The sequence below is a fragment of the Acidobacteriaceae bacterium genome, assembly GCA_028283655.1.
In the GTDB taxonomy this organism is placed as follows: Bacteria; Acidobacteriota; Terriglobia; order Terriglobales; family Acidobacteriaceae; genus Granulicella.
The window spans coordinates 1660890-1687335 of sequence record JAPWKE010000003.1 but is presented as its reverse complement, the minus strand read 5'-3'; the positions used below and the strand labels follow the sequence as shown (position 1 = coordinate 1687335).

Genomic DNA, 26446 nt, shown 5'->3' with positions numbered 1-26446 from the left:
CGCCTCCGTTATGCCTTGAGCTGTGCGGCTTGTGTGAGAGCTGCAGTCAGGCAGCGTTTCGCGAGTTCTATTTTGAAGCCGTTCTGCGATTGTGGACGTGCTACGTGCAGTGCGGCCTCTGCCGCTGCGCGGAAGTGCAAGGGCGTGGCCGACTTGCCGAGGAGTGCTTTCTCTGCCTCGTGGCTGCGCCAGGGGATCGCTCCAACGCCGCCCATCGCGACGCGGACGAACTCAATACGATCACCGTTGGTCTTGAGCACGATGGCTGCGGAAGCGAGAGCGAATTCATACGACGCGCGATCGCGGAGCTTGAGGTAGACACTCTTTGCGCCCGCAGGCAATGCCGGGATGGAGACATGCGTCACAAGATCGCCGGGTTCGAGCACCGTTTCGCGCTCGGGCGTGTTGCCTGGTAGCGTGTAGAACTCCGCGATGGGGATGGCGCGATTACCCTTTGTGCCGGCCACATGAATCGTCGCCTCGAGCGCCGCGAGAGCGACGTTCTGGTCCGAGGGATTGGACGCGATGCACTTCTCACTGGTGCCCAGGATGGCGAGCATGCGGTTGTGTCCGCCGATGGCCGAGCAACCGGAACCCGGTTGGCGTTTGTTGCAGGCGTAGGCCGTGTCTCGGTAGTAGACACAGCGGGTTTTCTGCAGCAGGTTGCCTGCGGTGGAGGCCATGTTGCGCAGTTGCGCCGAAGCACCACTTAGGATGGCCTCAGAGAGCACAGGGTACTGCGCTTTGACGTCAGCATGGTTCGCAACGTCGGTATTGCGCGCGAGTGCGCCGATCGTCAGACCACCTGTTTCGCTTCGCTCCACGTGATTCAGCGGCAGGCCGTTGATGTCTACGAGCTTCGCTGGCGTTTCAACGTTGAGCTTCATGAAGTCAACAAGGTTCGTCCCGCCTGCGATGAAGCGAATCTTCGCACCTTGCTGTGCCGTTGGGGAGCTTGACTGCGCTTTGATCGCGTCAGGGATGCTGGCGGCGGTGATGAGTTCGAAGGGTTGCATCGGTCTGACTCCTTTACGCGTTGGATCGTGTGCGGCAGCTTTGCACGGCGGTAACGATGTTGGGGTAGGCGCCGCAGCGACAGATGTTGCCACTGAGTGCTTCCTTCACGTCGTTATCTGTGGGACCGCAAGGCTCGTGCAACAGGGCTACTGCAGACATGATCTGTCCACTGGTGCAGTAGCCGCACTGGTAGCCGTCGTGTTCCACGAAAGCAGCCTGCATGGGATGCATCTTCTCCGGTGTACCAAGGCCCTCGATGGTGGTGATCTCATGCCCTTGCTGCATCGTCGCAAAGAGCAGGCAGCTATTAGCACGCTTGCCATCGACATGAACGGTGCACGCACCACACTGGCCGTGGTCGCAGCCTTTTTTCGTGCCGGTCAGATGTAGCGTCTCGCGCAGGGTGTCAAGAACGGTAGCTCGCGGATCGACCTGGATGCGATGCACCTCGCCGTTGACCTTGAGCGTAATCGGCACCGTACCGGGGATAACGGCAGGCAGCGTCTCTTGTGCGGGAGATCTGGCTTCAACCGCTGCGGCTGCCAGAGGAGCCGCGATGGTAGCTGTTGCGGTAGCGACACCCGCAGCACCAGCGCGCGTCAGAAACGAGCGGCGACTTAGCTTTTCAAGCGATGTCAGTGGACGATCTTCGTGGTCAGACATGTTGGAACCTCCTCGTGCTTGCAGGCATCAGAGTATTGAATTCAGGGGCAGATGAAACCAATTTCGGCAGGTGAAGATCAAAGACTCGAATACGTTTTCATAATGTAAAAGTACAGAGTCATCCTGCTCATCATTTGTATGATGCAAATACCGCAGGAGATACTCCGTTCTTCTTGCCCATCGGACTACCTCTGCACAGTTAAGCATTATGTGCGCCAGAGGAGCGCACATAATGCCCTTTGTACGATGCGCCTCAGACCTTGCGGTACTGTTCGTCCGATACCTTCTCCAGCCACTCAGCAACTTTGCCATCCATCCACTCCGTTACGGCGATGTGCGACATACCGGTTGTTGGAGTCGCTCCATGCCAGTGCTTCTCCCCAGCAGGGAACCAGACAGAATCGCCTGGATGAACTTCTTCGATGGGCCCACCCTCATGCTGCACCCAACCGCACCCTGCCGTGATGAGAATTGCCTGACCGAGAGGATGCGTATGCCACGCGGTGCGTGCCCCCGGCTCAAAGGTCACCAGCCCTGCAGAGGAGCGACCGGGCTCTTCGGATTTGAAGAGCGCATCAACGCGGACCGCTCCTGTGAAGTAATCCTCTGGCCCTTTGGCCGAGGGCTGCGAACCTACTCGTTGAATCTTCATACCTGATTTCCTTTAGCCAGGAGGCCGGTTGTGTTGCTCTTCCTTTCATGGAAGACAAGGAGAGTGCGACTGGGGTGATTTTTCACTGTGGCGGAGCTCGCTCTGTCGCCAATCATAGGAGCAAGATAGGCATTGCTGCTGTCTTTCTCCTTATAAGCTGCATCAATTTTCTGTTCGTGCTCTCCGGAACGAGCTCCAAGGTAACGTCTTTGACAAGTCCTGCCGCCTTGATCTGTCCAGCCTTCTGTTGGCAGGCTTGATACCACGACGAAGATTGGCTGTTGTAGGCCCGCACGTAGAGATTGTCATCCACCCGCACTGACCAGATCCAGGTAGGCGTGCCCAACGTCCTGGCATCTTTGCGGTAGGCAGTGATATGCAAATCATCAGTCGCTGCTGTTTTGTCGAATTCTTCTTTTTGCCACATGCTCACTAACATTCTCCTTACTTCGCTCTCTTCTCAAGAACATCCTTCACCACGGGCGCAGCGGAGAAAGCGTTCGGCCAACCTGCGTAAAAGGCGATGTGCGTGACAATTTCTCCTGCTTCCTCTGCCGTCAGACCGTTGTCCATGGCACGGCCAAGGTGAAAGGGAATCTGTGCAACCTGCCCGGCAGCGATGAGAGCACTCACTGTAATCAAACTGCGGTCACGCGGTGCCAGTGCAGGACGAAGCCAGAGATCGAGGAAGAGCAGGTCCGTGGTGTTCTGCACCAGGCCTGGAGTGATCGCGGCAAAATTGCCAGCAACTACCGTGGCCCGCTTGTCCTCTGCCGCTTGATCGACGGGCAAAGGCTTATCTTTGGCAGGTGGAAGTTGATCCTGCCGAATGCCACGCTGATGAAAGATATCCTTGGCTACAGCAACTGCAGACATGGCATTCGCCCAACCGGAGTAGAACGCAAGATGCGTGATCGCCTCTGATAGCTCTGACGGCCTGACGCCGTTGTCGAGCGCGAGCGCAAAGTGAAACGGCATCTCAATGGTCTGAATGCGCGCAATGAGCGCAGCCACGGTGAGAAGGCTGCGGTCGCGGGAGGACAGTGCCGGTCGCGACCAGAGTCCGTTCAGAAGGGCACCTTCGGTGTATGCCGCAAGTGCGGGTGAGACGGAGCGCACCTCTTCAAGGCTGAGGACGCCGGTTGGCAGTGTCTTTGCATTCGTCATCTTTATCTCCTGTGCGAAGAGTTCGCGAGAACTCCATACTCTGAACTCTGAAAGCCGCGATCGACATCCCTCCCTGAAGCAGGCGACGGCAACCAACAGTGGCAATGTTGCGATTCATAGCTGCAAGAGCGAGCAGACCTTGCGTTGGTATGCGGCATGAGAGCGTTCTTTCCTGCTCTCGCGCTTACTTTGTGTCCATGTATGTGCGCTGAGCAGAGCAGGTGAGCGCAAAAGCGCATATCGAGATGGCTCGGGTTTGTGTGGTGAATTTAGAGGAGAAGCTGCAGCTATCCATACTTCAATGGATGCAAGTCGCATGCACTTCGAAGTACGTCAGACTCCGCATGCGCTTGTGAGCAAGATTCATCAATGATGCCAGGCGGTCTCGGTGCCTTGCATGGCTGTCGCGCTAGAGTTCGCTACTGCTTACCATGCTTGAATCGAGGATCATCTGCGTTCAACTCTGGGGGAGTTCTTCCTGTCATTGGCAGAGCTTACACACTGGAGTGAATCCGCACAATATCGTTGTATTTATTGAATGCGGGCGGCGTGGTCGCGATGCCCTGGCTCAAGGATGTCGCTGGGGTGCTCGAAACATGACTGCCCGGCAATGCGGATGGGCAGGCTCCCGCCAGCCTGTCGTTCGGTGATTTTTGACCCCGGCGGTCAACTGCCGATCACGTTCCCGAAGGATGAGATGCAGGGTCATGGCTCCTGCATCTGTTGTCTACACGCACGCACACTTGCGGTGGGTTGTTCCTCAGAGTGAGCGAGCTGTGCGGAAGCCTGTGTTGGCCGTTGAACTGTCCGGTGTATTCGAGCTGCGCGCCGCACAGCGATAGCGGTTGCAGTAGCTTTCATGGCAAAGGAAGGAGCCGCCCTTCGTCACCATAGCCATTCCCTCTGCAGGGCCTTGAGGATCGCGCCGTGTCTCTTCTCGCTCCGTCACATGGAAGTCTGGGCTCCAGAAGTCCGAGCACCACTCCCATACATTGCCGGTGATGGAATGCAGTCCGTACCCGTTGGGCTGATAGGCATCTACCGGCGATGTGCCGGCGTAGCCATCTTCAGCCGTATCCATCGTAGGGAAAATACCCTGCCAGATGTTGCACCGATGCTCTCCCTTTGGGCACAGCTCGTCGCCCCACGGATAAAGCTTTTGCACCAGACCACCGCGAGCGGCATACTCCCACTCGGCTTCAGTGGGCAGACGATTTCCGCTCCAGGCACAGAAGGCCTGAGCATCATTCCAACTCACGTGAACCACTGGATAGTTTCCGCGGCTCGTCACATCGGATCCCGGGCCTTCGGGTGTGTTCCACGCAGCACCGTTCACCTTGCACCACCACTGCGCCTGCGCCACGGTATCGTCCACGAGCTCAGCAAAGCGCTCTGGAGGAATATGCGTCCAGAAGACGAAGCTCCATCCATAGACTTCGGCCTCGGTCTTGTAGCCCGTCTCCTGCACGAAGTGCGCGAAGACGTCGTTGGTGACAGGGAATCGGTCGAGCAGGAAAGGAGAAAGCTCAATCTCACGAACAGGGCCTTCACCATCTGCAGCAAAGGCTTCCTTCAGATCCGTGCCCATGAGAAACGATCCACCATCCAGACGAACCATTCGTGCCAGAGTTTGCGTCTCGTTTTCTCGCAGAGACGAACTCTCCCGATCACGGCTCTCGCCTGTGCGAGTGGCTTGGGGTGTGCAGCAGGGCTTCGTGCTTGGGTCGTTCAACGCCATGACTTTAGTATCCGATGCCATCTGCCTGTGGCAAATGCCTCGGGTAAAAAAATCTCATGGCAGTTCTTTCCTCTGTTTGTCTTCGGCCTGCCGAAAATTCCCTGATCTAAAATGAACCTGCCTCTTCGCACACCTATGCGACTGCTTAGAAACGCAACAAGAGTGGTGTGGTGGCGAGTTCTTTTCCTCTCGATTGTTAGGAGTGCGCGTTGCGTTTTTCTCGTAGTGGTTTGAAGAACGGTCTTTCTCCCTATGTGGGATCTATGATCGTTGCAATGTCTGCTATCTCCGCTGGAGCTCAAGCACTCCCCTCTGCGCACGATCTTCCTGGCCACTATTATTTCTCGCAAGTGCAAGAGGTTGGCTCTGAACTGTTGCTGAAACCAAACGGCCAGTTCCAGTGGCTGCTCTCGTACGGCGCCGTGGATCAGACTGCGGAAGGCCATTGGAGTACCGATGGGAAAACAGTCACACTTGACAGCAAGAGGCCATCAGAGAATGGCGTGACGCTTCAGTTGGGTGAGAAGACTGAATGGGATGCGAACGCCTCTTCTTTGTTCGAGCAGCGACAGGAGACAAAGGCTCTCGACGCCCGATGGGATAGGTGCCCCATCAACTCAATCTCAAAATCAGACAACGATTATGTCGCAACGTCTCTGCAAAGGGAGCGAGGCCCTGCGAGCGATGGAGTTCCGACCGCAGCCGAGATCGAGCAGGCGCGCTCTCTGACCATACAGAGAGGCCAGATTGCCCAGTCAGCGCTGGACAGCCTGAAGGCTCACCCGGATTGGCAGAAGGACAAAGCACTCATTCAGGCCACAGATAAGGCGCTCTCAGACTACGAGGAAAGCCGGGAAGCACTTCTGGATTTGTATTATCACGCCAGGACAAAAGCCATTGATCCTGTAACCCTCAGTGTTCCCCAGGAGTGCCGCGTGGGTAATCTGGAACGAGACGCGGCAAAATTCCGAGGCGTTGCGGTGACTGTCCTTGACCGACAGCACGATATGACCGCACAAGGCATACAGGCCAAAGCCATCTACGATCAAGGGCTGTCCGCAAGCGATGTTGTGGTGAATGGATACGCATTCTTTCCACTTCCAGAAGGACGGCGCATTACTTCCGTCTCACTGCACCTCCCCGATGACGCGAAGAACAAGGAGACGGTTTTCGCCGTCTCTCTCTCCTCGCCATCTGTCCTACACATCGATGCAGACTTCAGCTCGGAGATCTCTTCCGGCTTCAAGCAACTGATCCTTGTCATCAATTTCGATGGCTCCCTGACGCCGCAAGGTGATCTTTCGAGCGGAAGATATCGCAAGCCTGCTGCAGATCCGCTGGCGCACTAAGCACCTACCGTTAGGCGTTCTCTCCGGGACATCGTCTTGGTTAAACGGCCACCATTAGGACTGGGGTCTAGTGAGAGCCCCTTCAGGCAATCCTGTTGCATCCAAGAAGCAACTGGCTCTTTCTCTGGGCCTCAAACGTTCTGCTCTACGATGAGGTCCGATGGTGAAAGAACGCAGCTTGTTTCAAATTCTGTTGGGGCTCGCAAGGATTTGCGCAGAGATTGCTGTTCCCATTGTTCTGGCGTTTCTTGCGCCGCAGTGGCTCGCTTTTGCCTATTGGCCGCTTGCTCTTTGCGGGGAATGGATCGAGTTCGAAATCCGCCGCAAGGTTACGTTTCTGGACATATGGGTGCTGGGCGGCAACATCGCTGCAACGCGGATGATTGTGCATCTCGTTCCGGGGAAGTGGCCCGCGTTTATAGCGGGTGCCGCTGTGTTTGTCGCACTGCTTTCTCTGCATAACGTGTGGCGTGCAAAGCTTGGCATCCGTAAGGCCGCCAGACCTGTGAAATCACAAGGGGAAGGTGCTCGGCCGCATCGCAGCGCGTGGGGTGCCGATGCGCCTGTCATGCCGTCTGGCGAGACGTTGCGTGTGCTTGGGGTGTCGGAAATTGCCATGGGCGGCCCTGTTACGTGCGACTATCTTTTCCCCGATGGAAGCCTTCTTTGTGGTTGCGGGGCCTCCGCTGTATTTACGCCGGACGGTCGCTACTTTATTGCTCCTCTGCCTTCACGGCAGCAGTGGGGATTGCTTCTTTTTGACACCCGGGAGCATTTGCTCTACCGACGCGGTACGGATGTGTTCTGGGAGATTGACTTCGTCGACAACGAGTCAATTACAGGGCGGCACAGCCCATTGGTTCATAACGGTTCTACGACCATGCGGATCGATGAATTGCTCTCTGATTCCAACATGGAGACGATGGTTGACGTCGTCGATTTGAAAATACCGCAGAGCCAGTGGGAGTTACTTGAAGGCAACTTCGCCCCGTTTGACCTGCCTGCACCGCCTCCTTATGCTCCAGCGGTCATTGCGAAGCCTTATCTGCCTCCTAGTCTGTTAGCGCTGGACGACCCATACCAGACATTATTCGATTCGGAACTTCAACTCATTGTGGATGGTGAGTCGAGCGACCTGCTGCTCTCCAGGCGCTATCCAGAATTTGTCTGGCGTGAGGATGGGCTGGCCTTTGCATGTCGCGTCAAGCCGATGAGAGAAGGCGCGACGCGGAGTTACTTCGTGTGGCAGAAAGGGCAGGGCTGGAGCAAAGTAGAGGACCGAGAGCCGCTTTCCCGAGCGCAGCCCTTTGTCAGGCGTGACGGCATCGTAGCGATGGATGCAGAAGCGTTGACTGAAATGTGCCTGCTGGCGCTTCCAAGTCTGTCAGATGAAACGCACGGGCGTATCGATCGCTTTCTATATGACGCGGCTTATGTGGTGAAAGAAGAACACTTCAAGCCAGCAACCTTCCACGAAAAGATTTCGTTGCACGGTGGCTCGCCGAGTTTTGAATGCGCACCTCTTGTTGCGGGGCATCGACTTGTCTTTCATTGGCTCCAGAATGATGAGGATCTCGCGCGCACCGTGTGCCGCTGTTCTCTCGATGGCGTAATGCTCGAGGGCATGTGGCTGTTGGACCATCGTATTTCTCCTGACAACGCACAGGTCGCACTCATCGCGTACAACGCAGGTCAGGGCATCCCCCACCGCATCGCAATACTGGATGTGGAAACAGCATTCCTCCGATGGGCTGAGGGAAGCTTTCCTGATCCATGGTTCACAGCCTTCAGCACGGACGAACTCCACTTCGTATATTTGCTGGGAAGGAGGACTGCTTCTGATGACCGCAGGAGTCAGGAGCGAACGATGGCTGCAGAGCAGGTGGATGAAGTGGTTCCTCCGGTTGACCGGGCGCGGTCTTTCCTTCTCTATCGCAACGATTCATCACTTCACTACAAGCGCGCCCATCTCGTGCGCACTCAGAGCGCATGGCGCATTGAAGCTGCAGTGTAGCAACTTCCTTAGATCTCTTTAAGGTCAATCTCCGGCACGCAAGCCTAGCCTGTAAGAGGGCAGGCTTGCGTGCCGGAGATGCTGGTAATGGGGAGTGCGTTGAGCCGCAAACGACTCCCTGAGCATAATGGCGTAGTCGCTTATGCCTTTGTGGCCTCAACAAGCTGCTCCATGAGCAAGGCCGCAGCCGCTGCAGAGGACGCAGGATTCTGTCCGGTGAGCAGCAGGCCATCCGCGACGACGTAGGAACCCCAGTCAGCGCCCTTGGAGTAAATGCCGCCCTTGGCTTTCAACTCATCCTCGACCAGGAAGGGAACTACCTTCGTGAGCCCAACACCCTCTTCTTCGGAGTTCGTAAAGCCCGTGACCTTCTTGCCTTCAACGAGCGGACGACCATCCGCCGTCTTTACATGACGCAGAACACCCGGAGCATGGCAGACCAGCGCGATAGGTTTGCCAGCGGTGATGAATGCTTCGATCAGAGCGATGGAGTGCTTGTCTTCAGCAAGGTCCCACAGCGGGCCGTGACCACCCGGGTAGAAGACGGTATCGAAGTCTTCCTGGCGTACGGAGTCGAGACGAACGGTGGAAGCAAGCTGAGCAGCTGCCTCAGAGTCTGCCTTAAAGCGGCGTGTTGTCTCGGTCTGGAAGTTCGGCTCATCGCTCTTTGGATCAAGCGGCGGCTGCCCGCCCTTGGGCGATGCGAGGACGATCTCAACAGCTGCGTCTTTGAAGGTATAGTAAGGAGCGGCAAGCTCTTCAAGCCAGAATCCTGTCTTCTTCCCAGTGTTTCCAAGCTCATCGTGCGACGTGAGTACCATCAGAACCTTCATCTTCAGCCTCTTTCCTAGTCCAGAGAGTTCATCTCTCTGTTGATGAAGGTACGTCTTCGCCGGGGGCAAAGTGAATGCCTTTGACTTCCAGAAACTTGCCTAATCCTTCCATGTCAATTATGGTCGTCATCTATGATGAAGCAAGCGTCTTCGCCCAAACTGGAAGAGCTGAAAGCGGACCTCCAGCGCCGCACTGCAGATTGCATCGGAACCAATGCGGTAATGACTGCGATCGATGGCTTGTCCTTCCTGCGCTCCGATCCGATGAAGCAGCCGATGCAATGCATGATCAAGCCAGCGCTTTGTGTGACCGTGCAAGGCCGTAAGTTCGCTACCTTTGGCACCAAGCGTTATGACTACGGCACGGGGCAGGGACTTGTTGTTACGGTCGATATGCCATCGAACGGCACGGCCTTTGCCGTGAGCAGGAGCGAGCCCTATCTTGGAGTCGTCTGCGAACTCAACCTGGAGATTCTGCAGCAGGTCGCTGACGAAATGCCGATGACGCCGAAGACGACCTCGAAAACGAAGGCCTCCGGTGCGTTCGTTCTGGATATGAACGATCAGCTGCTCGATTGTGTCTTTCGTGCAGTTCGTCTACTTGACAGCCCTCATGCCATCAAGGCTCTGTATCCGTCGATCATGCGAGAAATTTGCTTCTGGCTACTTAGCAGCCCAGGCGGTGCACAGACCCTGCTGTTGAACAACGGCCACGATCGCAACCTCATGCAGACAATTCACTTGTTGCGAGATCGCTTCCGTGAGTCGCTACGAGTGGAAGACCTCGCGCGCGCTGCACACATGAGTCCCACAACGTTCTTTCGTCAGTTCAAAGCAGTGACATCGATGGCTCCGCTGCAGTACCAGAAACAGCTCAGGCTCCTTGAAGCGCGAAGGATGATGATGTTCGGGGATGCCAATGTAGAGACGGCGGCGTTTGACGTTGGCTATGCAAGCCCCTCACAGTTCAGTCGTGAGTACTCACGTGCATTCGGTACATCACCGCGGCGCGATGTTTCTTCTCTACACGCTGCGCGTGTCTAAGCTCGAGAACGTCATAAGCGAGCAGGCTAAGACATGGCAGACTCCTGCATCCGCCGTAGCCATCACTCGCTCCTTGAGCTAAACCTTCTTCGAATAGGCTACGAAAATTCTGCCCTCATAAGGGAAACTTTACTTAAGGCAGGAGGCTCAGGCTGATTCAGCTAGGCTTAATGGATTCCTGCGACAATTCTTTAGCTGGGGTTGTACATGCGACTATTGCTGATTGAGGACGAAAAGCGTCTGGCCGAGAATATTTCTGCTGCTCTCCGAGAGGTGGGGTTCGCCGTCGATCACGCTGCGGATGGTGCCCTTGGTTCCCTTATGGCGGAGCAGGGTTTCTTCGATGTCATCATCCTTGACCTCATGTTGCCAGGGAAGAGTGGCCAAACAGTCCTCGGAGAACTTCGTAGCCGTCGGCAGCATTCCCCGGTTCTTATTCTCACGGCACAAGAGGGGAAGGAATCAGTCGTTGACTTGCTCAACCGGGGTGCGGATGATTACCTGGCGAAACCTTTCGATCTTGGTGAGCTAATTGCCCGCGTGAAGGCGCTCATTCGTCGCTCGAAGGGATTCTCTACTCCAGCGATCTCGATCTCAGACGTGACGATCGATACCATCGGTCAGAGCGTAAAGAGAGACGGTAGAGCCATTGACCTTTCCCCAACGGAGTATCGAATTCTGGAATATCTTGCTCATCGACCGCGAGCGATCGTCTCCAAGCAGGAATTGCTAGAGCATCTCTACGATTACGATTGGGAGCACCACTCCAATGTTATTGAGGCTCATGTGTCAAATCTCCGAAAGAAGTTAGCACTTGCTGGCAGCGAACCCTTGATCGAGACACTTCGTCATCGTGGCTACCGACTGACGCAGGAGAGGCACGATGCTCCCGAAGTCTAGATCAATCACGCGGCGGTTGATCGTTGCGGTGATGCTGGTCGAGTGTGTCGCTGCATTGGTGCTGGTCACTGCGGTGACAGTGAACGAGCGGCATGTGCAGTACAAAATCTTCGATACGGTACTGCGGGGGACTTCGAACGCCTTGTTTGGTGGTGTCCAGGATGCGGATGACACCGAAGATAATGTGATCCTTGATCTTCGTGGCGTCGTCTTGCCTAAGAACGCCGTCTTCCTTGTGCAAGACGACAGAGGTCGCATACTTGGACGTTCTGGCGAGTTCTCCATCCCTTCCGTTCCCTCTGGACAGTTTGAGACTGTGAGCTTGAACGGTCGGTCCTATCGTTTTTATTCGTTCTCAGGTGACCGGATCATTGATCCAAAGGAGAATGGCGGTGTCCACCACCGCGTGAGCATCCTGTTCGGGCTTCCGGATGGTCATGTCTGGCATGAAGTATGGGAAGCGATTCGTTTCTTCTCAATAGCCGCTTTTGTTTTGCTCACGCTGACGGCATTGCTGCTGATTGCGCTGATTCGAAAACTAACCCATCCGATACACCAACTTGCGGAGGCTGCCGAAGGAATCAGCGTTTACGAGTGGACATTTACTCCGCCCGAGGAAGCTCGTGAAGTCATTGAGCTTCGACCTCTCGTTGCAGCTTTGGAGCGAGCGATGCAGCGATTGCATAGCTCTTTCAAACAGCAAAAACGTTTCACAAGCGATGCGGCACACGAATTGAAGACCGATCTCGCGATCGTCAAATCATCATTTCAACTACTCTCCATGAAGCCGCGGACCAATGAGGAGTATCGCAGTGGCGTTTCTATCGGCCTGAAAGATCTCGCACGTCTTGAAGAGACAGTCCAGCGAATGCTCACGCTTGCGAGGCTTGAACAGCCCATCATCGGCGAGCACATAGCATGCAACATTGCTGAAGTCCTGATGCAGGCGATGCAGCAGGCCGAACCAGCAGCCGAAGTCAAAGGTGTTGCTCTTGAGGCAGCCGTCATCCAACCTGCGCAAGTCCATTGTGATTCTCGAGATGCTTTCCTGCTGTGTTCCAACCTCCTGGTCAATGCGATTTATTACACAGAGGAGCACTCGACGGTAAGCATCCAGTGTGACGTGGAAGAATCGCACTGTGTGATATCGATAAGAGATTCTGGTAGCGGAGTTGATGAAGCGGAACTGCCGTTTCTCTTCGAGGCGTTTTATCGCGGAGACCCTTCAAGGAGCAGAAAGAGCGGTGGGACTGGGTTAGGTCTCTCTATCTGCAAGGCGATCTGCGACCGGGCTGGGGGCAGCATTTCGATCGCAAACAATGCGGTAGCTGGAGCCGAAGTCAGAGTCGAGCTACCACTTGTGTCAGAAAACGACCCGGGATTCAGCGTCGATTAAGCCAGAGCCGCAATACTCATCGGGCCGGTCATCGTATCGAGCTCACAATCAGGAGTGTCCAATATGCCATCGCTGCGATGGGGCATTGCAATTACTGTATTCAGCCTTTCTCTTCCAATAGCTGCTCAAACTTTCAAAGTCTCTGATCACTGGAAGGTAGGTGGTCAAGGCGGCTGGGACTATCTCCTCAGTGATGATGCAAACCATCGCTTGTACGTTACGCACAATTCCAGAGTCGAGGTTCTGGACACAAGCAGTGGTCAGCATCTCGGAGCTGTCACTGGCCTGAAAAGCACTCATGGAATCGCATTAAATCCAGATGGGAAAACGGCTTACGCCAGCGATGGTGCTGGCAACGCGATTGTTGTCTTTGATTGCGTAAGCCTGAAGGTTCTGCAAACAATCCCTGCTGGAACAAATCCCGACGGCATTACGTTTGAACCGGCGACTTCAACTGTCTGGGGATTTAACGGCCACAGCAACAATGTTACGGTCATGAATGCAGAGACGAATCAGGTTACGGCTACGATTGCGCTTCCTGGAAAGCCAGAGTTTCCGCAGGTGGATGGCAAGGGACGTGTTTTTGTGAATATCGAAGACAAGAATGTCATTGCGGTTCTCGACGCAAAGACCAGGAGGGTCGTGACAACCTGGAGCCTTGCCGGGTGCGAATCTCCCTCTGGCATGGCAATTGATCGCAAGAAGCACAGGCTCTTCTCGGTGTGTGATGGAAAGAAGATGTCTGTGATCGACTACGATACCGGCAAGCTGTTAGGACTCGCTTCCATAGGGGAATCGCCAGATGCAGCCGGGTTTGATCCGAACTCGAAGGATGCGTTTTCTTCCAACGGTGATGGAACCCTCTCCGTTGTCGATACATCCAAGCCTGGTTTTCCCACTATCGAGACCGTCAAGACGATGAAGGGGGCGAGAACGATGGCCTTCGATGCCTCTTCTGGTCGAATCTATCTTTCCGTTGCGAAGTATGGTGTCGCGCCCTCTCCTATGGCAGGGAACGCACACTCAAGGCCACCTGTCCTTCCGGACACCTTCGAGATTCTTGTCGTCAGCAAGTAATCAGAGTACGAAAGAGGCCCACGCGATATCGCGCGGGCCTCTTTCGTATGATCAGTTTCAGACGGTCTCTTCGCGCCGCGCCGTTAGCAGGTAATAGATGAGCGGTGTCACGATCAGGCTTAGAGCCATCGAGATCAGCAGTCCACCGATCACTGCGACGGCGAGTGGCTGAAGCATCTGAGAGCCTGAACCCAACGCGAAAGCCAGCGGAAGCATTCCACAGATTGCGGCGATTGCCGTCATCATAATGGGCCGCAATCTTCTCTGGGCGGCTTGTTGCATCGCATCGCGCGCTGAGAGGCCCTCGTTGCGGAAGCGTTCATCGGCATCTAGCAGGAGAATGCCATTCTTCGCCACAATGCCGATGACCATAATCAATCCCATGAAAGAGGCCACGTTGAACGTGATGCCCGTAACGAGTAGCGCCGCAACAACGCCTCCAACCGATAGAACCGACGACGTCAAAATCGCTATGGGCGCTGAGAAGTTCCTGAACTCTAAGAGCAGGACGCCGAAGACCAAAGCGAGTGAGATAACAAGGACTTGTAATAGCTGATGGAATGAGTGCTGCTGTTCCTGATAGGTTCCTCCGTACTCCACTTTGACGGTCGCTGGAATATGCATCGCGGAGATTGCTCGCTGAACGTTCGCGATGGCTGTACCAAGATCTGAGCCTTGCAATTGAGCGGTTACGACGACCAGACGCTGCAGGTTCTCTCGTTTGATTTCGTTTTGAGGAGGAAGTTGAGTGATCTGTGCCAGTGAGCCAAGAGTCGCGAGCTTTCCTGTCGCACTGTTGAACACCGTGTTCTCAATCGTATCGAGAGACTGTCTGGTCTCCTCTCCGAGTCGCACGCGCACGGTGTACGGACGACTGTTCGCAATCACAGGATCAGCTACCGTAACCCCGTCAAGAATAGAGGTAGCGTCTTCCGCTACTTCCTGAGGCGTAAAACCCATTCTGCCGGCAATGGTGGGATCAACCTGAAAGCTCATGGCCGGTCCGCTTATCGTGTTGTCAATTCCATTCTCCACACTGACCACACCCGGTATCTTGCTGATTGCGTCTCCCACTCGTGGAGCTACATTTTGAAGAATGGTCGGATCGTTCGCGAAGAGTTTGATTTGAATCGGCTCTGGAGCGTTTGATAGATCGTTGATCATGTCTTGCAACACTTGCACAAATTCGACATCGAGTTCAGGCTCTTTCTTTTGAACCTCGGCGCGAGCCTCAGCGATCACTTCATCGATACCTCGATTGCGCTTCGTCTTCAAATGGATCGTGATATCGCCTGTGTTGGCTTCGGTAACAGCGGCAAGCCCCATCTGCAGCCCGGTTCTTCGCGATGTGCTTTCAACTTCAGGCATGGAATGCAGTATCTGATCGACATGCTCCAGGACTCTATTCGTCTCTGTGAGTGAGCTCCCAGCAGGCATGATGTAGTCCATGATGAAGCCGCCCTCATCCATCTCAGGCAGCAAATCCGAACCAAGCGAGCGATACCCGAAGTATGTGCCTGTCACTAGCAGAAGGCAGCACATAAGAAGCGCAACTGGTTTCGATAATGCCCAATGGAGAACCTTAGAGTGAGATCGAATAATCCAGGCCATCATCTTGCCGTGCTCTTCGTGGTCGGCGGTTGCGATCTTCTTTTCGTGGAGGATCGCCAGGCTGAGAGCAGGTGTCCATGTAACGGCCAGAAGCAGTGATGTGAGCAGTGCCACGGTCATCGTGATTGCCAGCGCCCGAAAAAAGCTGCCTGTCACGCCGGTTACATGAACCAGTGGCAGGAAAACAACTACGGGCGTAACCGTTGATGCGACAAGCGGTACAAGGATTTCTTTGAGCGCAAGTTGTGCGGCCACATTGCGAGTCTTCCCACTGTCGCGATGCAGAACGATGTTCTCGACTACGACGATGGCATCGTCGATAACCAGACCGATGGCTGCGGCAAGCCCTCCCAGCGTCATCAAATTGAAGCTCTCGCCAATGGCCCACAGGAAAAGGATTGTGATTGCCACCGTGACGGGTATGACCAACGCGGCAACTAACGACGAGGTCCAGTCTCCCAGAAACAGAAATAAGATGATGCAAGCCAGGGCAAGCCCGATCAGGATGGCATCGCGCACGCTACGAATGCTCTCGCGAACCAGCTCGGACTGATCGTAGTACGGCCTGAGTTCCACTCCTGCAGGCAGGGCTTGTTTCAGTTGTTGAACCTGCGCTGCTACCGCGTCCGCTACGGCAACAGTGTTGCTTGACGGTTGACGCGCGATATTCAACAGAACTGCTGGTTGTTTTCCGGCCGTCACCGTCGTGTAGACCGGCATCACGCCTTGTTCCACGGTTGCCACGTCGCTGACGCGCACCGGAACTCCAGTCAATGTTGTCTTCACGACCATCCGACCCAACTCGTTTGCATCGTGCGCCTGTGCGCCCACCAGGCCGAGAATCAGTTGATGGTTCTCTTCGTACAATCCGGGGGAGTCAATGATGTTTGACGCTTGAACAGCATTGACGAGATCGAGGATTGTCACATTCGCCGTCTGCATCTTCGCCATGTTGGGCACCAGATGGAACTCGGGAACCTTGCCGCCCTGCACGGTCACGGTGCTCACGCCTGGAACCCGGTTCATCGGCGGCTTGAGTTGATACGTTGCGAGTTCCCAGAGCTGCGTCTGCGAGAGTTGATTCGAGGTCAGGCTGTAACCGAGGATCGGAAACGTCGCGAAGGTCAGCCTGTTCGTTGTGATCGTTGCAGTAGCGGGCAATGTCTGCCTTGCCTTGCTGATGGCTGCGTCAACAAGCTGCAGCGTGCGGAACATGTCCACATTCCAGTCAAAAAACAAACTCACTTCTGCAGAACCACGGCTGGTTGTTGACCGCACTGTGGCAAGCCCCGGCACAGAGTTCACGGCATCTTCGATTGGCTTTGTGATCGTTACCTGCATTTGTTCAACGGGCATCACGCCGTTGTCGACACCAATGACAACCCGCGGGAAGTTCGTGTCGGGAAAGACGGAGATCGGAACCTGTTGAGCCGCATAGATTCCGACAAGGGAAAGGACGATCAGGAAGAAGAAAATTGGGCCACGAAACCTTGCGACCCAGAACGTTGTGGAAGAGGTGCTCGTGCTCATTTGGCCTCCTCTTCTAGTTTGCCCACCTTGACCTTCGTGCCGTCCTCTAACCCATACGCTCCAGTCGTGATGACCATCTCCTGGCTGGAGAGCCCTTGGGTGACCTCTACGTCCTCTCCATCTTTGATCCCGAGTACTACGTTGATCTTGTGGGCATTGCCATTAGATTGAACCACCATGACACTTTTCGTTCCGTCCTCATTCGTGAGCACAGCGGTGAGGGGAATCTTCACCGCTTTCGCCACAGTCCTGCCGATGACCGACACACGCACCGGAGTGCCAGCTTTAAATGTTCCAGATACGTTCTCAACCTTGATCCACACTTCAACCGTTGTACTGCCCGGATCAAGCGCTGGGCTGATGAGCGTTACTCTTGCTGGAACACCTCCGTCAATTCCAGGAATCGCCATCTGTGCGGAGTCACCCAAACTCAGGCGTTGAGCAATGATCTGCGAGAGGTGCACCTTGGCCAACAGCGCAGAGGTATCCATCACCGTGAGTAATGGACTGCCGGAGGATGCTGTCTCGCCTGGGAAAAGGGCGCGATCTGTGACCACGCCTGATATTGGGCTGATAATTTTGGAGTAAGAGACTTGTGCCTCCGCTGCCTGATACTTTCCTCTTGCAGAAGAAAGCTGTCCCAGAGCCTGTTGGACTGCCGCCTTCCGGCTTACATTCCTCAGAGCGGTCAGGTGATTTCGAGCGTTGTCATACGCTGCTTGCGCTTGGGTCAAAGCGGCGACGGCCATGTCGTACTCTCGCCCTGCAATCGCTCCCTGACGAAAGAGTTTTTGTCTCGATGCGGCAATCTCCCCCTGCAAATGAAGCTGCGCTTTCGTCTGCGCGACGTCGAGTTCAGCCTTTGCATACTCCTCGGGAACCTGCGCCTTGGACTGGAGGTCATAGCTCGCTTGGGCCGCGTCGTATTGGCCTTTGCTGTCCAGAGCGAGCCCGGTCAGATCACGATTCTCTAGCGTAGCTAGTAACTGACCCGCCTTTACCTTTGAACCACGCTGCACATAAAAAGCTTTCACTGGCGCCGTGATCTTTGGAGAGATTGCAGCTTGTGTCAGAGGGGAAAGAGTTGCATCGGCGGAAATGTGCTCAGATATATCTCCCAACTCAGGACGTTCTGCTTGAACAGTCACTAGAGGTGCGGATTCTGCATCAGCACTTTTCTTGCAGCCAATGAGGGTGGCCTGGCAAAGCAGTCCCACGACAAGAACCGCTGCGATGGACCGGGGTTTGAGCATTATGTTCTCGTTTCGTATCATCTAGATCGTCCCCGTGAGTAGCTGTAACGCAGCCAGTGATGTTTCATAGCGAATCTGTCCATCGGCCTGCTCTGTCTCCGTGACCAGGTATGCATTCTGTGCGTCGACAACCTCAAGGGCCGTAGACTCACCAGCTGAATAGCGAAGCTTCGTAAGCCGCAGACTCTCTTCCGCGATTTGTACGCTCTGGTCGAGTAAGGCCAGCTGATCTCGCGCGGCAACCGCCTCCACGTAGGACTCTTCGAGGTTGGCCACTAGTCGTCGTTGCGTCGCCGTCAGCGTAACTTTCGCTGCATCACGCAAGAGTTGGCTTTGCTTGATCTTCTTCTGAGTCGAAAACCAATCCCAGACCGGTATGTCCAGCGTCCCGCTGATCGAGTAGCCAAGATTCCTGACATCTTCGGGGCCTCGTTTCGCAAACTGCGGAGCGTCGATACCATACGTAAAGTTCAAGCCCACATCCGGAAGATAAGCTGCTTTAGCTGATCGCACACTCGCGTTCGCTGCTTTCATGCCAGCCAGGGCACTTCGAATTTCAGGATTCCTCTCACTGGCAAGACGGTTGACTTCATCCTTCGTTGGCAAGTTGATCTGCGCGGAGGGAGCTTCCGTTGTGTATGGTGTCCGAGGATCAGGAAAGATCAGAACTGCGAGTTCGAGCTTCGCCCTCTGTGCTGCAATCACCGCATCATTCAGGTCACGCTGCTTCTGCTGTTGCTGAAGAAGTGCTTTCACCACATCAGCATGCGCAACCTCGCGAGCAGCTTCTCGACGTCGGGTCATCTCTGTGAAGCTCTGCGCTTCCAGTAACGCTTCCGCCAGCAGCACCTGCTTCCTATCGCTTGTGGAAACCGAGTAGTAGAGCGTGACAATCGTCGAAACAAGTCCTCGTCGCGCGACTTCTAACTCCGCTGCAGCCTTTGCAGCGTTTGCCGAAGCGAGCGCAGCGTCCGAAAATTGTTTGAGGCCGATCCTTTCATCTATGGAAGCCTGGCTGACATATTCATGAATGGAATTGTTTGCAATAAATACAGGAGATGCCTGCGTCCCGGATTGACCACCTTGATTGGTCTGCCCGTTCGGTTGCGTGTAGAGCATCTGATTGTGGTAAGTCACCGAAGGCAGCAGACTCGCTTTCGCGAGGTAGGCATCGATTCTTGCGCTGCCCGACGCTGCAACCGCAGACGCAAAGTTCACTTCATTTGACTTTGCTCTATTGATTGCTTCATTCAGTGTGATGCGCGGTGAACTCGGCGTCTGTGCCGGAATGGTCGCGGAACAGGAGATTGAGCCCAGGGCTAGGAGAATGTTAGCCGCAGAGTGCGCACGCGTACTTTTCATCCTCATAAGGTAGATAGGCGAGCTTAAGAGCGACTGAAGGGATTTGTCCGTTGGCTGAACCAGCCGCGTCGTTCCGACTCATCAGGCCGCCACGTCCTCTCAGGTCCATAGGGCGGAAACCTGGTCTTCGAGACGTCTACGCGGCGCCTGAAACCCTATTGGGGAAGGGAAATAGTGAAGACGGAGCCTCGCGAGAGTTGACTCATCACCGTAAGCTCCCCACCGTGGGCATGGATGATTGCCCGGCTAATCGCGAGCCCCATACCGGTTCCGGATACACCACTCGTACGGAAGTGAGATCGATAGAATCGTTCGAAAATCAATCCCTGCTCTGATTCATCAATTCCGACTCCCTGATCGGCGACGCTCAGCATCAGCCGGTTATCAGCCATGCTGGCAAAGATCGAAATAGGCGTTCCTTCGTCGGAATACTTGGCCGCATTTTCAAGCAGATTGCACAGCGCTTTCTTGAAAAACGTAGGGTCTACCGACACATGGAGCGAGCCGTCGACCTCAATACGAAGAGGGCGTCCGGTTCTGCTCAACCCGCATGTTTCTAGGGCATCGTCTACGAGAAGCCGTACATTTTTACTCTGAATATGCATCTGAACCTGCTGCGTATCGAGTTGAGACATCTCAACCGCTTCAGACACCAGGTGGTTCAACCTGTCACTCTCTTCATCGATGATGCTGAGCAACTCATGAGTTTGTTCGCTGCCGATAGGTCCCGCGAGCAGGGTCGTGGCTGCGCCTTTTATTGACGTGAGCGGCGTCCTCAGTTCGTGGGTGATCGAATCGATCATCAGGGTACGCAGGCGTTCACTCTCTTTCGCCGCATCACCGCGTGCAAGCGTTTCCAGAGCCTGCGCCCTGTCCAACGCGAGAGAGATCAGACTAGCCATCGCATCTGCTGTCTCTTTCGAAATTTCTGGCAAGCGCAATACGAACAACCCGCGCGGACGCACTCCAGACCTTATCGGAACCAGAAGGCTGTCGTCTTCTCTTTGCGTTGTTGTCAGCGAATTTGCCAGTTTGGCGAAATGTGGGAGTTCCACTTCGGAAACAGACGCAGCGCCAGCCTGATAGAGGCGATTGCCGTCGATCAGGTACAGGTACCCAGCTACGGCTGACGTGATGCCTACGACGGTTGCAGGCAGGGAACTGAGAAGTGCTGCAACACTTTCAGACTGTAGAAGCTCGCGACTCAAGCGAAACAGAGTATCCAGTTCTCGCTGCTTGACCCTCGCCTCATCGGCCTCATCTCGAACACGCTGCGATAGTCGGCTCGCAATGATGGACGTAGCTAGAAAAGCGAGAAGCGCGAGCCAGTTCTGTGTGTCGGCTATCGTGAAGGTGTCGAACGGAGGAAGGAAGAAAAAGTTGTAGCAGGCCGCGGCTGCAATGGAGATGACAACCGCATAGCGAAGGCCCCATTTTGCCGCCAGAACCAGTACGAGCAGCAGTAGGGACAGCGCGATGGTGGTCGGGTTCACATGAAGCCATCTCTTGTAGGCGAGTACAATTCCGGCGAGAGACAATGTCGCCAGCAGCCACCTTGTCATCACGAGCGTGCGGCGCGAGTTCATGGAGGGATTGTACGACTTGAGCATTCCGACGAAATCACCAGAGGACTGGTTGCACACCGCCGAGACCGAAAAGCAGAAGGGGCGCTTCAAAGTGTTCCTCGGCTACGCCCCAGGCGTGGGCAAGACCTTCAGCATGTTGAGTGAGGGTATCCGGAGACGTAGCCGTGGCGAGGATGTCGTACTTGGTGTCATCGAGACGCATGGCCGCGCAGGTACTGCTGAACTCGCGGGCAAGCTGGAGCCTGTCCCCCTCAGAGAGCTCGATTATAAAGGGACACTCTTTGTCGAGATGGACGTCGATGCCATACTCGCTCGCATGCCTCAAGTTGTCCTGGTCGACGAACTCGCCCACACCAACGTTGAGGGTAGCCGTTTTGCGAAGCGCTATGAAGATGTGCTCTTACTGCTTGAAAACAAGATTGACGTTCTGAGTACGATCAACATTCAGCACATCGAGAGTCTTACGTCCCGAGTGCAGGCGTTGACAGGGGTGACTGTTCGCGAGCAGGTACCCGATTGGGTGCTGGATCGTGCGGACGAGATCGTCATCAGCGACCTCACGCCGGAAGCTCTTGTAACACGCATGCGTCGCGGGGATATCTATCCAATGGAGCGCGTCGAGCGCTCTCTTTCAAATTTCTTCCGACGTGGCAACCTCATCGCTCTTCGAGAAATGGCGCTGCAGCGCGTCACCCGTGCTGTGGACCGTAGCCTCGACGACTACGTGAAGAGGAAGAATCTTGGAGCTCACTGGAGTGTTGCCGAGAAGATCGCCGTTTGCATCAGCTCGAACTCGCAGGCACACGATCTCATCGCGCGTGGTGCCCGTCTGGCCGAAGCGCTGAATGCAGAACTCTACGTGCTGCACGTCGCCAGCAGCCGGGACGCGGAACCCGATCGTAAGCGAACCCTGGAAGCCAGTCTGCAATTTTCAAGAAATATCGGGGCCTCTGTAATCGAGCTCACGGGCTCGGATACCGCTCGCGCAACAGCGTCGTTCATACGCGAAAATAGAATCACACAAGCGATTGTGGGGCGTTCAGCGACACACGGTCTTAGAAGTTATTTCTATTACCTCGCGGTCCAGAAACTTATGTCAGAGGCCCCGCATGTCGACCTTCACATCGTGACGCAGGAGAAACATTGAACCGCATTCTTGTTATCGACGACGAGCCGCAAATCCGACGAATGCTTAGAGCTTCTCTTCAGAGCAGCGGATACGAGGTCATCCTTGCAACCGATGGAGAAGACGGCCTGAGGCAGTACGAAAGCGAGCGGCCCGATCTGATCATCACAGATCTCGCGATGCCTTCGATGAATGGTCTTGAGTTGACGCGGGCTGTGCGCCGGTCAGGAACAACACCCATCATCGTCCTTAGCGTCCGCGACACCGATGTCATGAAGGTGAGCGCGCTTGATGAGGGCGCCGATGACTATCTCACCAAGCCATTCAGCATGCCTGAGCTTTTGGCGCGTGTGCGCGCTCAACTTCGCCGTCTCCCTGGCACGCTGGTCGAGGCAGCCCATATTGAAGTTGGTGATTTCGTCGTGGATGCAGAAGCTCATAGCGTTTCGGTACAGGGCGTGCCTGTGCACCTCACACCAAAAGAGTTTGAGCTAATACTTCTGCTGGCACGCGCTTCGGGCAAGGTGCTGACACACAAAGTGCTTTTGAAAGCCATCTGGGGTTCAGCAGGTGAGGACCAACCGGAGTACCTCCGGGTGCTTATCGCTGGGCTTAGAAAGAAGATCGAACGAGCAGAAGGCAAGCGGTATATCCAAAGTGAACCCTGGGTGGGGTATCGCTTCCATCCTGAGGGATTTCTTCAGGCTGCAACCTAAGCGGAACTTATGGTTTCTTAACTCCTTCTCTACGGACTTTCAATGGCCACCGGGATTCCAATGAATCTCGAGGTTAGTCATGAAGTACGTATTCCGTGCGCTTCCCGCACTGCTCCTGATCTTCTTTCTCTCGTCTGCCCGCGGGCAGGCGACTTCGGCACCGCTCACCGAGGAGCAGCGCCGTACTGAGATTCAGGAGCTTCACCAGCAGCTCAACGCTATCGCTGTTCGTCTATCCGCCCTTGAAGCACAGCATCCCGCAACGGCCACAGGCCTCCCTCCTGTTCCTGCTAGCCCTACGCCGCAAACTACCCCCGCTCAGGATTCGGGAATTACCAAAGAAGACCGGGAGACCCTGGCCTTCTTCCGCGGTACGACGCTCAGCTTCGGTCTCGATGGTTACTACGGTTACAACTTCAACGTGCCTGTGGGCGGCGTCAATCTTCTGCGCGCCTATGACGTAACGTCGAACAGCTTCAACATCAATCAGGCAAGCCTCATCATCGAGCATCTGCCGACGACGACACAGCGCTTCGGCGGACGCCTGGACCTGCAATACGGCCAGGCCACGGAAACGCTACAGGGTTCGTCCGCGAATGAGCAGCGTCCGCAAGTCTGGCGCAATCTCTTTCAGGCTTACGGTACCTACCTTGCCCCTGTGGGCTCAGGTCTGCAGATCGACTTTGGCAAGTTCGCAAGCTCTCTCGGCAACGAAGGGAACTATACGAAAGATCAGATCACGTACTCGCGTGCCTACAGCTTCAACTATCTGCCCTTCTATCACATGGGCTTTCGCATGAACTATAACGTGACGTCGAAGCTGAACGTCGCCTATTGGCTAGTTAACGGTGCGAACGATACAGAAGACCTCAACGGCTTCAAATCCCAGGCTTTCCTCTTCACCATCAAGCCCAGCTCAACCCTTAGTTGGAATGTGAACTATTACTTTGGGGAGGAAGGCCGTGCCTTCGAACCGAATCAGTCTGCTCTTCCCACCACCAACATCAATCCTGTCCCGGACGGTCGCGAGCACATCTTCGACACCTATGCGACATGGACCGCAACTCCGAAACTCACGGTGGTGGGGGAAGCGGACTACGTTCTCAACCGCACCCAGAAGGAGCAGCAACCTCCTCGTGTGGTGCTTGGAAGCCTCACCGCAAAGTACGCGCTTCCGCATCGGTGGAATCTTGGCGGACGGTTCGAGTACTTCGACGATCGCGGTGGTCTCTTCAGTGGCAAAACGCAGTCGCTGAAAGAGGGCACCCTCTCGTTGGACCATCAGTTCGCCGAAGGCTTCCTTGCTCGCGCAGAGTACCGTCGCGACTTCTCCAATCAACCTTTCTTCCTCACCGATACCACCGGCGTCCTTGTCCATGCCCAGAGCACAGCCACGCTTGGCCTCGTGTACTGGTGGGGCATGAAGCAGGGCAGTTGGTAACAGGAGACTCCATGCTCGATACCGTCGCTATCCTTTCGTTCCTCATCCTCTTTCCGTCCTGCCTGCTCTATGTGCATGGCTGCGACCGCTTGAAAGGAAATCGCTGATGTTCGTCAACATCCTTCTTCTCGCAGTTTCCACTGCCTTGCTTACTTACCTCGTCTACGCCTTGTTGCGTCCGGAGAAGTTCTAAATGTCTCTCAACGGTTGGCTCCAAATCCTGCTCTTTATCGCCGCAGTGTTATTGCTGGCAAAGCCGATGGGCTCTTACCTGACTCGCGTCTTTGAACATCGCAAGACGTTCCTCGACCCAGTGTTGCTTCCTTGCGAACGCCTGCTCTATCGCATGACCGGCGTAAAGGCCGAGGAGGAGATGCGATGGACGGAGTACGCCGTAGCGATGCTGCTGTTTAGCGCGGCCACGATGGCTCTCACCTACATCGTCGAGCGCTTGCAGCATGCTCTTCCGCTAAACCCACAGCATCTTCCCGGCCTCGAACCATCTCTCGCATTGAATACAGCCATCTCGTTCACAACGAACACCAACTGGCAGAGCTACTCGCCAGAAGGGACGATGAGCTATCTCACGCAGATGCTCGGTCTCGCAACGCACAACTTCTGGTCCGCAGCTGTCGGGCTTGCGCTTGCCGTTGCATTCATTCGTGGCATTGCAAGACGAGAAGCTAAAACTCTCGGCAACTTCTGGGTGGACCTTACGCGTGGCACGTTTTGGGTTCTGCTCCCGATCTCCCTCGTGTTCTCCGTGGTGCTCGTCTCTCAAGGTGTTGTGCAAAACTTCCGTGCTTACGACACGGTAAAGCTTGTTGAACCGCAAACCGTTACTGGGACTGACGGAAAACTTTCTACCGTCACAACGCAAACCATCGCACAAGGCCCGGTCGCATCACAGGAAGCAATCAAGATGCTCGGCACAAACGGTGGTGGCTTTTTTAACGCGAACAGTGCTCATCCGTTCGAAAATCCAACGCCCCTTACCAATTTCCTGCAGATGCTCTCCATCTTCCTCATTCCGGCTGGTCTCGCGATCACGCTGGGTCAGATGGTGGGATCCCCGAAGCATGGCTGGGCCGTGCTCTCTGCGATGGTGGTGCTGTGGTTCGTGGGAGTCTTTGCTTGCTACTGGGCAGAGGCGCAACCGAACCCTCTCTTGCATGGGGTCGATCAGCATGTAAGCGCATTGCAATCAGGCGGCAACATGGAAGGCAAGGAAGTCCGCTTCGGCATTGCGAACTCTGCGCTCTTCGCTACGGTCACAACGGATGCAAGCTGTGGCGCGGTGAACAGCATGCACGACAGCTTTATGCCCTTGGGTGGTATGGTTCCCATGGTCAACATTCTGCTCGGAGAGATCGTCTTCGGCGGGGTCGGAGCCGGGCTCTACGGTATGTTGATCTTCGTCATTATGGCGGTATTCATCGCTGGGCTGATGGTCGGTCGAACGCCGGAGTACCTGGGGAAAAAGATCGAAGCATTCGATGTCCAGATGTCGATGCTCTACCTGCTGATCTTTCCTCTCATCATTCTTGGTTTCGCGGCAATCGCCGTGCTGATGCCGAACCTGGGGCTGAGTAGCCTCGCCAATCACGGCCCACATGGCTTGAGTGAAATCCTCTACGCCTACACCTCGGCAACAGGGAACAACGGCTCCGCGTTCGCAGGTCTGAACGCGAACACCCACTGGTACAACTACTCGCTTGCTGTGGCGATGTTCTTCGGACGTTTCTTCATGATCATTCCGATGCTCGCAGTCGCAGGAAATCTTGCGAGGAAGAAAATCGTCCCAGCTTCAGCCGGCACGTTTCCCGTGACAACGCCTCTATTCACTCTGCTGCTCACCGGCGTAATCGTCATCGTTGGCGCACTCACATTCTTTCCGGCCCTATCCTTGGGGCCGATTCTAGAACATCTCTTGCTGCGTGCTGGTCACGCGTTCTAAGTGCGGAATTAGGA

The 26446-nt window shown here is 55.2% G+C and carries 21 protein-coding genes; 10 read left to right on the top strand and 11 right to left on the bottom strand.

Annotation, left to right across the window (positions count from 1 at the left end):
• Positions 1-8: 8 nt before the first annotated feature.
• The 6 genes from PW792_09975 to PW792_09950 all read right to left on the bottom strand — a co-directional run bounded on the left by PW792_09975 (position 9) and on the right by PW792_09950 (position 5258).
• The gene (locus PW792_09975) at positions 9-1016 is read right to left on the bottom strand and encodes a xanthine dehydrogenase family protein subunit M (protein MDE1162256.1); all 1008 of its coding nucleotides are present in this window, start codon (positions 1014-1016) and stop codon (positions 9-11) included.
• Between the two features lie 13 nt (positions 1017-1029).
• Positions 1030-1680 carry a (2Fe-2S)-binding protein gene (locus PW792_09970; protein MDE1162255.1) on the bottom strand — a complete coding sequence of 217 codons (651 nt, stop codon included), beginning with the start codon at positions 1678-1680 and terminating at the stop codon, positions 1030-1032.
• A 253-nt stretch (positions 1681-1933) separates the two neighbouring features.
• Entirely contained in the window at positions 1934-2332 is a 399-nt protein-coding gene (locus PW792_09965; protein MDE1162254.1) for a cupin domain-containing protein, read from the bottom strand.
• Between the two features lie 112 nt (positions 2333-2444).
• Positions 2445-2759 (bottom strand): DUF2255 family protein, encoded by a 315-nt coding sequence (locus PW792_09960; GenBank protein ID MDE1162253.1) that lies wholly within the window; start codon positions 2757-2759, stop codon positions 2445-2447.
• 17 nt (positions 2760-2776) lie between these two features.
• Positions 2777-3499, bottom strand: a complete 723-nt coding sequence (locus PW792_09955) for a carboxymuconolactone decarboxylase family protein (GenBank protein ID MDE1162252.1) — start codon at positions 3497-3499, stop codon at positions 2777-2779.
• Between the two features lie 760 nt (positions 3500-4259).
• On the bottom strand, positions 4260-5258 hold the full coding sequence (locus PW792_09950; GenBank protein ID MDE1162251.1) for a formylglycine-generating enzyme family protein: 999 nt from the start codon (positions 5256-5258) through the stop codon (positions 4260-4262).
• 188 nt (positions 5259-5446) lie between these two features.
• Between PW792_09950 and PW792_09945 the strand changes: the two genes are divergently transcribed.
• Together PW792_09945 and PW792_09940 are read left to right on the top strand one after the other, a co-directional pair.
• The gene (locus PW792_09945; GenBank protein ID MDE1162250.1) at positions 5447-6586 is read left to right on the top strand and encodes a hypothetical protein; all 1140 of its coding nucleotides are present in this window, start codon (positions 5447-5449) and stop codon (positions 6584-6586) included.
• A 160-nt stretch (positions 6587-6746) separates the two neighbouring features.
• Positions 6747-8600 carry a hypothetical protein gene (locus PW792_09940; protein ID MDE1162249.1) on the top strand — a complete coding sequence of 618 codons (1854 nt, stop codon included), beginning with the start codon at positions 6747-6749 and terminating at the stop codon, positions 8598-8600.
• Between the two features lie 140 nt (positions 8601-8740).
• On the opposite strand, the gene PW792_09935 is transcribed toward PW792_09940, so the two are convergent.
• The gene (locus PW792_09935; GenBank protein ID MDE1162248.1) at positions 8741-9433 is read right to left on the bottom strand and encodes a type 1 glutamine amidotransferase domain-containing protein; all 693 of its coding nucleotides are present in this window, start codon (positions 9431-9433) and stop codon (positions 8741-8743) included.
• A gap of 132 nt (positions 9434-9565) precedes the next feature.
• Between PW792_09935 and PW792_09930 the strand changes: the two genes are divergently transcribed.
• The 4 genes from PW792_09930 (at position 9566) to PW792_09915 (ending at position 13850) form a co-directional block, all read left to right on the top strand.
• The gene (locus PW792_09930; protein MDE1162247.1) at positions 9566-10477 is read left to right on the top strand and encodes an AraC family transcriptional regulator; all 912 of its coding nucleotides are present in this window, start codon (positions 9566-9568) and stop codon (positions 10475-10477) included.
• A gap of 207 nt (positions 10478-10684) precedes the next feature.
• Positions 10685-11377 carry a response regulator transcription factor gene (locus tag PW792_09925; protein ID MDE1162246.1) on the top strand — a complete coding sequence of 231 codons (693 nt, stop codon included), beginning with the start codon at positions 10685-10687 and terminating at the stop codon, positions 11375-11377.
• The gene (locus PW792_09920; GenBank protein MDE1162245.1) at positions 11361-12773 is read left to right on the top strand and encodes a HAMP domain-containing sensor histidine kinase; all 1413 of its coding nucleotides are present in this window, start codon (positions 11361-11363) and stop codon (positions 12771-12773) included. The genes PW792_09925 and PW792_09920 overlap by 17 nt, the downstream gene beginning before the upstream one ends.
• 63 nt (positions 12774-12836) lie before the next feature.
• The gene (locus tag PW792_09915; GenBank protein ID MDE1162244.1) at positions 12837-13850 is read left to right on the top strand and encodes a YncE family protein; all 1014 of its coding nucleotides are present in this window, start codon (positions 12837-12839) and stop codon (positions 13848-13850) included.
• A 57-nt stretch (positions 13851-13907) separates the two neighbouring features.
• On the opposite strand, the gene PW792_09910 is transcribed toward PW792_09915, so the two are convergent.
• From PW792_09910 to PW792_09895, 4 genes are all read right to left on the bottom strand, one after another.
• A complete protein-coding gene (locus tag PW792_09910) occupies positions 13908-16991 on the bottom strand; it encodes an efflux RND transporter permease subunit (protein MDE1162243.1) in 3084 nt (1027 codons plus the stop codon).
• Entirely contained in the window at positions 16988-18244 is a 1257-nt protein-coding gene (locus PW792_09905) for an efflux RND transporter periplasmic adaptor subunit (protein ID MDE1162242.1), read from the bottom strand. The genes PW792_09910 and PW792_09905 overlap by 4 nt, the downstream gene beginning before the upstream one ends.
• A 21-nt stretch (positions 18245-18265) precedes the next feature.
• Positions 18266-19606, bottom strand: a complete 1341-nt coding sequence (locus PW792_09900; GenBank protein MDE1162241.1) for a TolC family protein — start codon at positions 19604-19606, stop codon at positions 18266-18268.
• 155 nt (positions 19607-19761) lie between these two features.
• Positions 19762-21192, bottom strand: a complete 1431-nt coding sequence (locus PW792_09895; GenBank protein MDE1162240.1) for a DUF4118 domain-containing protein — start codon at positions 21190-21192, stop codon at positions 19762-19764.
• Positions 21193-21208: 16 nt separating this feature from the next.
• Here PW792_09895 and PW792_09890 point away from each other — a divergent pair, with 16 nt between their 5' ends.
• From PW792_09890 to kdpA, 4 genes are all read left to right on the top strand, one after another.
• Complete coding sequence (locus tag PW792_09890; protein MDE1162239.1) at positions 21209-22339, top strand: universal stress protein; 1131 nt, start codon at positions 21209-21211, stop codon at positions 22337-22339.
• Positions 22336-23034, top strand: a complete 699-nt coding sequence (locus PW792_09885) for a response regulator transcription factor (GenBank protein ID MDE1162238.1) — start codon at positions 22336-22338, stop codon at positions 23032-23034. Before PW792_09890 ends, PW792_09885 begins: the two co-directional genes overlap by 4 nt.
• 79 nt (positions 23035-23113) lie before the next feature.
• On the top strand, positions 23114-24475 hold the full coding sequence (locus PW792_09880; GenBank protein ID MDE1162237.1) for an outer membrane beta-barrel protein: 1362 nt from the start codon (positions 23114-23116) through the stop codon (positions 24473-24475).
• A gap of 193 nt (positions 24476-24668) precedes the next feature.
• On the top strand, positions 24669-26432 hold the full coding sequence (gene kdpA / locus PW792_09875; protein MDE1162236.1) for a potassium-transporting ATPase subunit KdpA: 1764 nt from the start codon (positions 24669-24671) through the stop codon (positions 26430-26432).
• Positions 26433-26446: the final 14 nt, after the last annotated feature.

Bases quoted from the DNA above. Each gene is read 5' to 3' on its own strand.
- PW792_09975 (MDE1162256.1), bottom strand. From the start codon at position 1,016: ATGCAACCCTTCGAACTCATCACCGCCGCCAGCATCCCTGACGCGATC.
- PW792_09970 (MDE1162255.1), bottom strand. From the start codon at position 1,680: ATGTCTGACCACGAAGATCGTCCACTGACATCGCTTGAAAAGCTAAGT.
- PW792_09965 (MDE1162254.1), bottom strand. From the start codon at position 2,332: ATGAAGATTCAACGAGTAGGTTCGCAGCCCTCGGCCAAAGGGCCAGAG.
- PW792_09960 (MDE1162253.1), bottom strand. From the start codon at position 2,759: ATGTGGCAAAAAGAAGAATTCGACAAAACAGCAGCGACTGATGATTTG.
- PW792_09955 (MDE1162252.1), bottom strand. From the start codon at position 3,499: ATGACGAATGCAAAGACACTGCCAACCGGCGTCCTCAGCCTTGAAGAG.
- PW792_09950 (MDE1162251.1), bottom strand. From the start codon at position 5,258: ATGGCATCGGATACTAAAGTCATGGCGTTGAACGACCCAAGCACGAAG.
- PW792_09940 (MDE1162249.1), top strand. From the start codon at position 6,747: ATGGTGAAAGAACGCAGCTTGTTTCAAATTCTGTTGGGGCTCGCAAGG.
- PW792_09935 (MDE1162248.1), bottom strand. From the start codon at position 9,433: ATGAAGGTTCTGATGGTACTCACGTCGCACGATGAGCTTGGAAACACT.
- PW792_09930 (MDE1162247.1), top strand. From the start codon at position 9,566: ATGATGAAGCAAGCGTCTTCGCCCAAACTGGAAGAGCTGAAAGCGGAC.
- PW792_09925 (MDE1162246.1), top strand. From the start codon at position 10,685: ATGCGACTATTGCTGATTGAGGACGAAAAGCGTCTGGCCGAGAATATT.
- PW792_09920 (MDE1162245.1), top strand. From the start codon at position 11,361: ATGCTCCCGAAGTCTAGATCAATCACGCGGCGGTTGATCGTTGCGGTG.
- PW792_09915 (MDE1162244.1), top strand. From the start codon at position 12,837: ATGCCATCGCTGCGATGGGGCATTGCAATTACTGTATTCAGCCTTTCT.
- PW792_09910 (MDE1162243.1), bottom strand. From the start codon at position 16,991: ATGAGCACGAGCACCTCTTCCACAACGTTCTGGGTCGCAAGGTTTCGT.
- PW792_09905 (MDE1162242.1), bottom strand. From the start codon at position 18,244: ATGCTCAAACCCCGGTCCATCGCAGCGGTTCTTGTCGTGGGACTGCTT.
- PW792_09900 (MDE1162241.1), bottom strand. From the start codon at position 19,606: ATGAAAAGTACGCGTGCGCACTCTGCGGCTAACATTCTCCTAGCCCTG.
- PW792_09895 (MDE1162240.1), bottom strand. From the start codon at position 21,192: ATGAACTCGCGCCGCACGCTCGTGATGACAAGGTGGCTGCTGGCGACA.
- PW792_09880 (MDE1162237.1), top strand. From the start codon at position 23,114: ATGAAGTACGTATTCCGTGCGCTTCCCGCACTGCTCCTGATCTTCTTT.
- kdpA (MDE1162236.1), top strand. From the start codon at position 24,669: ATGTCTCTCAACGGTTGGCTCCAAATCCTGCTCTTTATCGCCGCAGTG.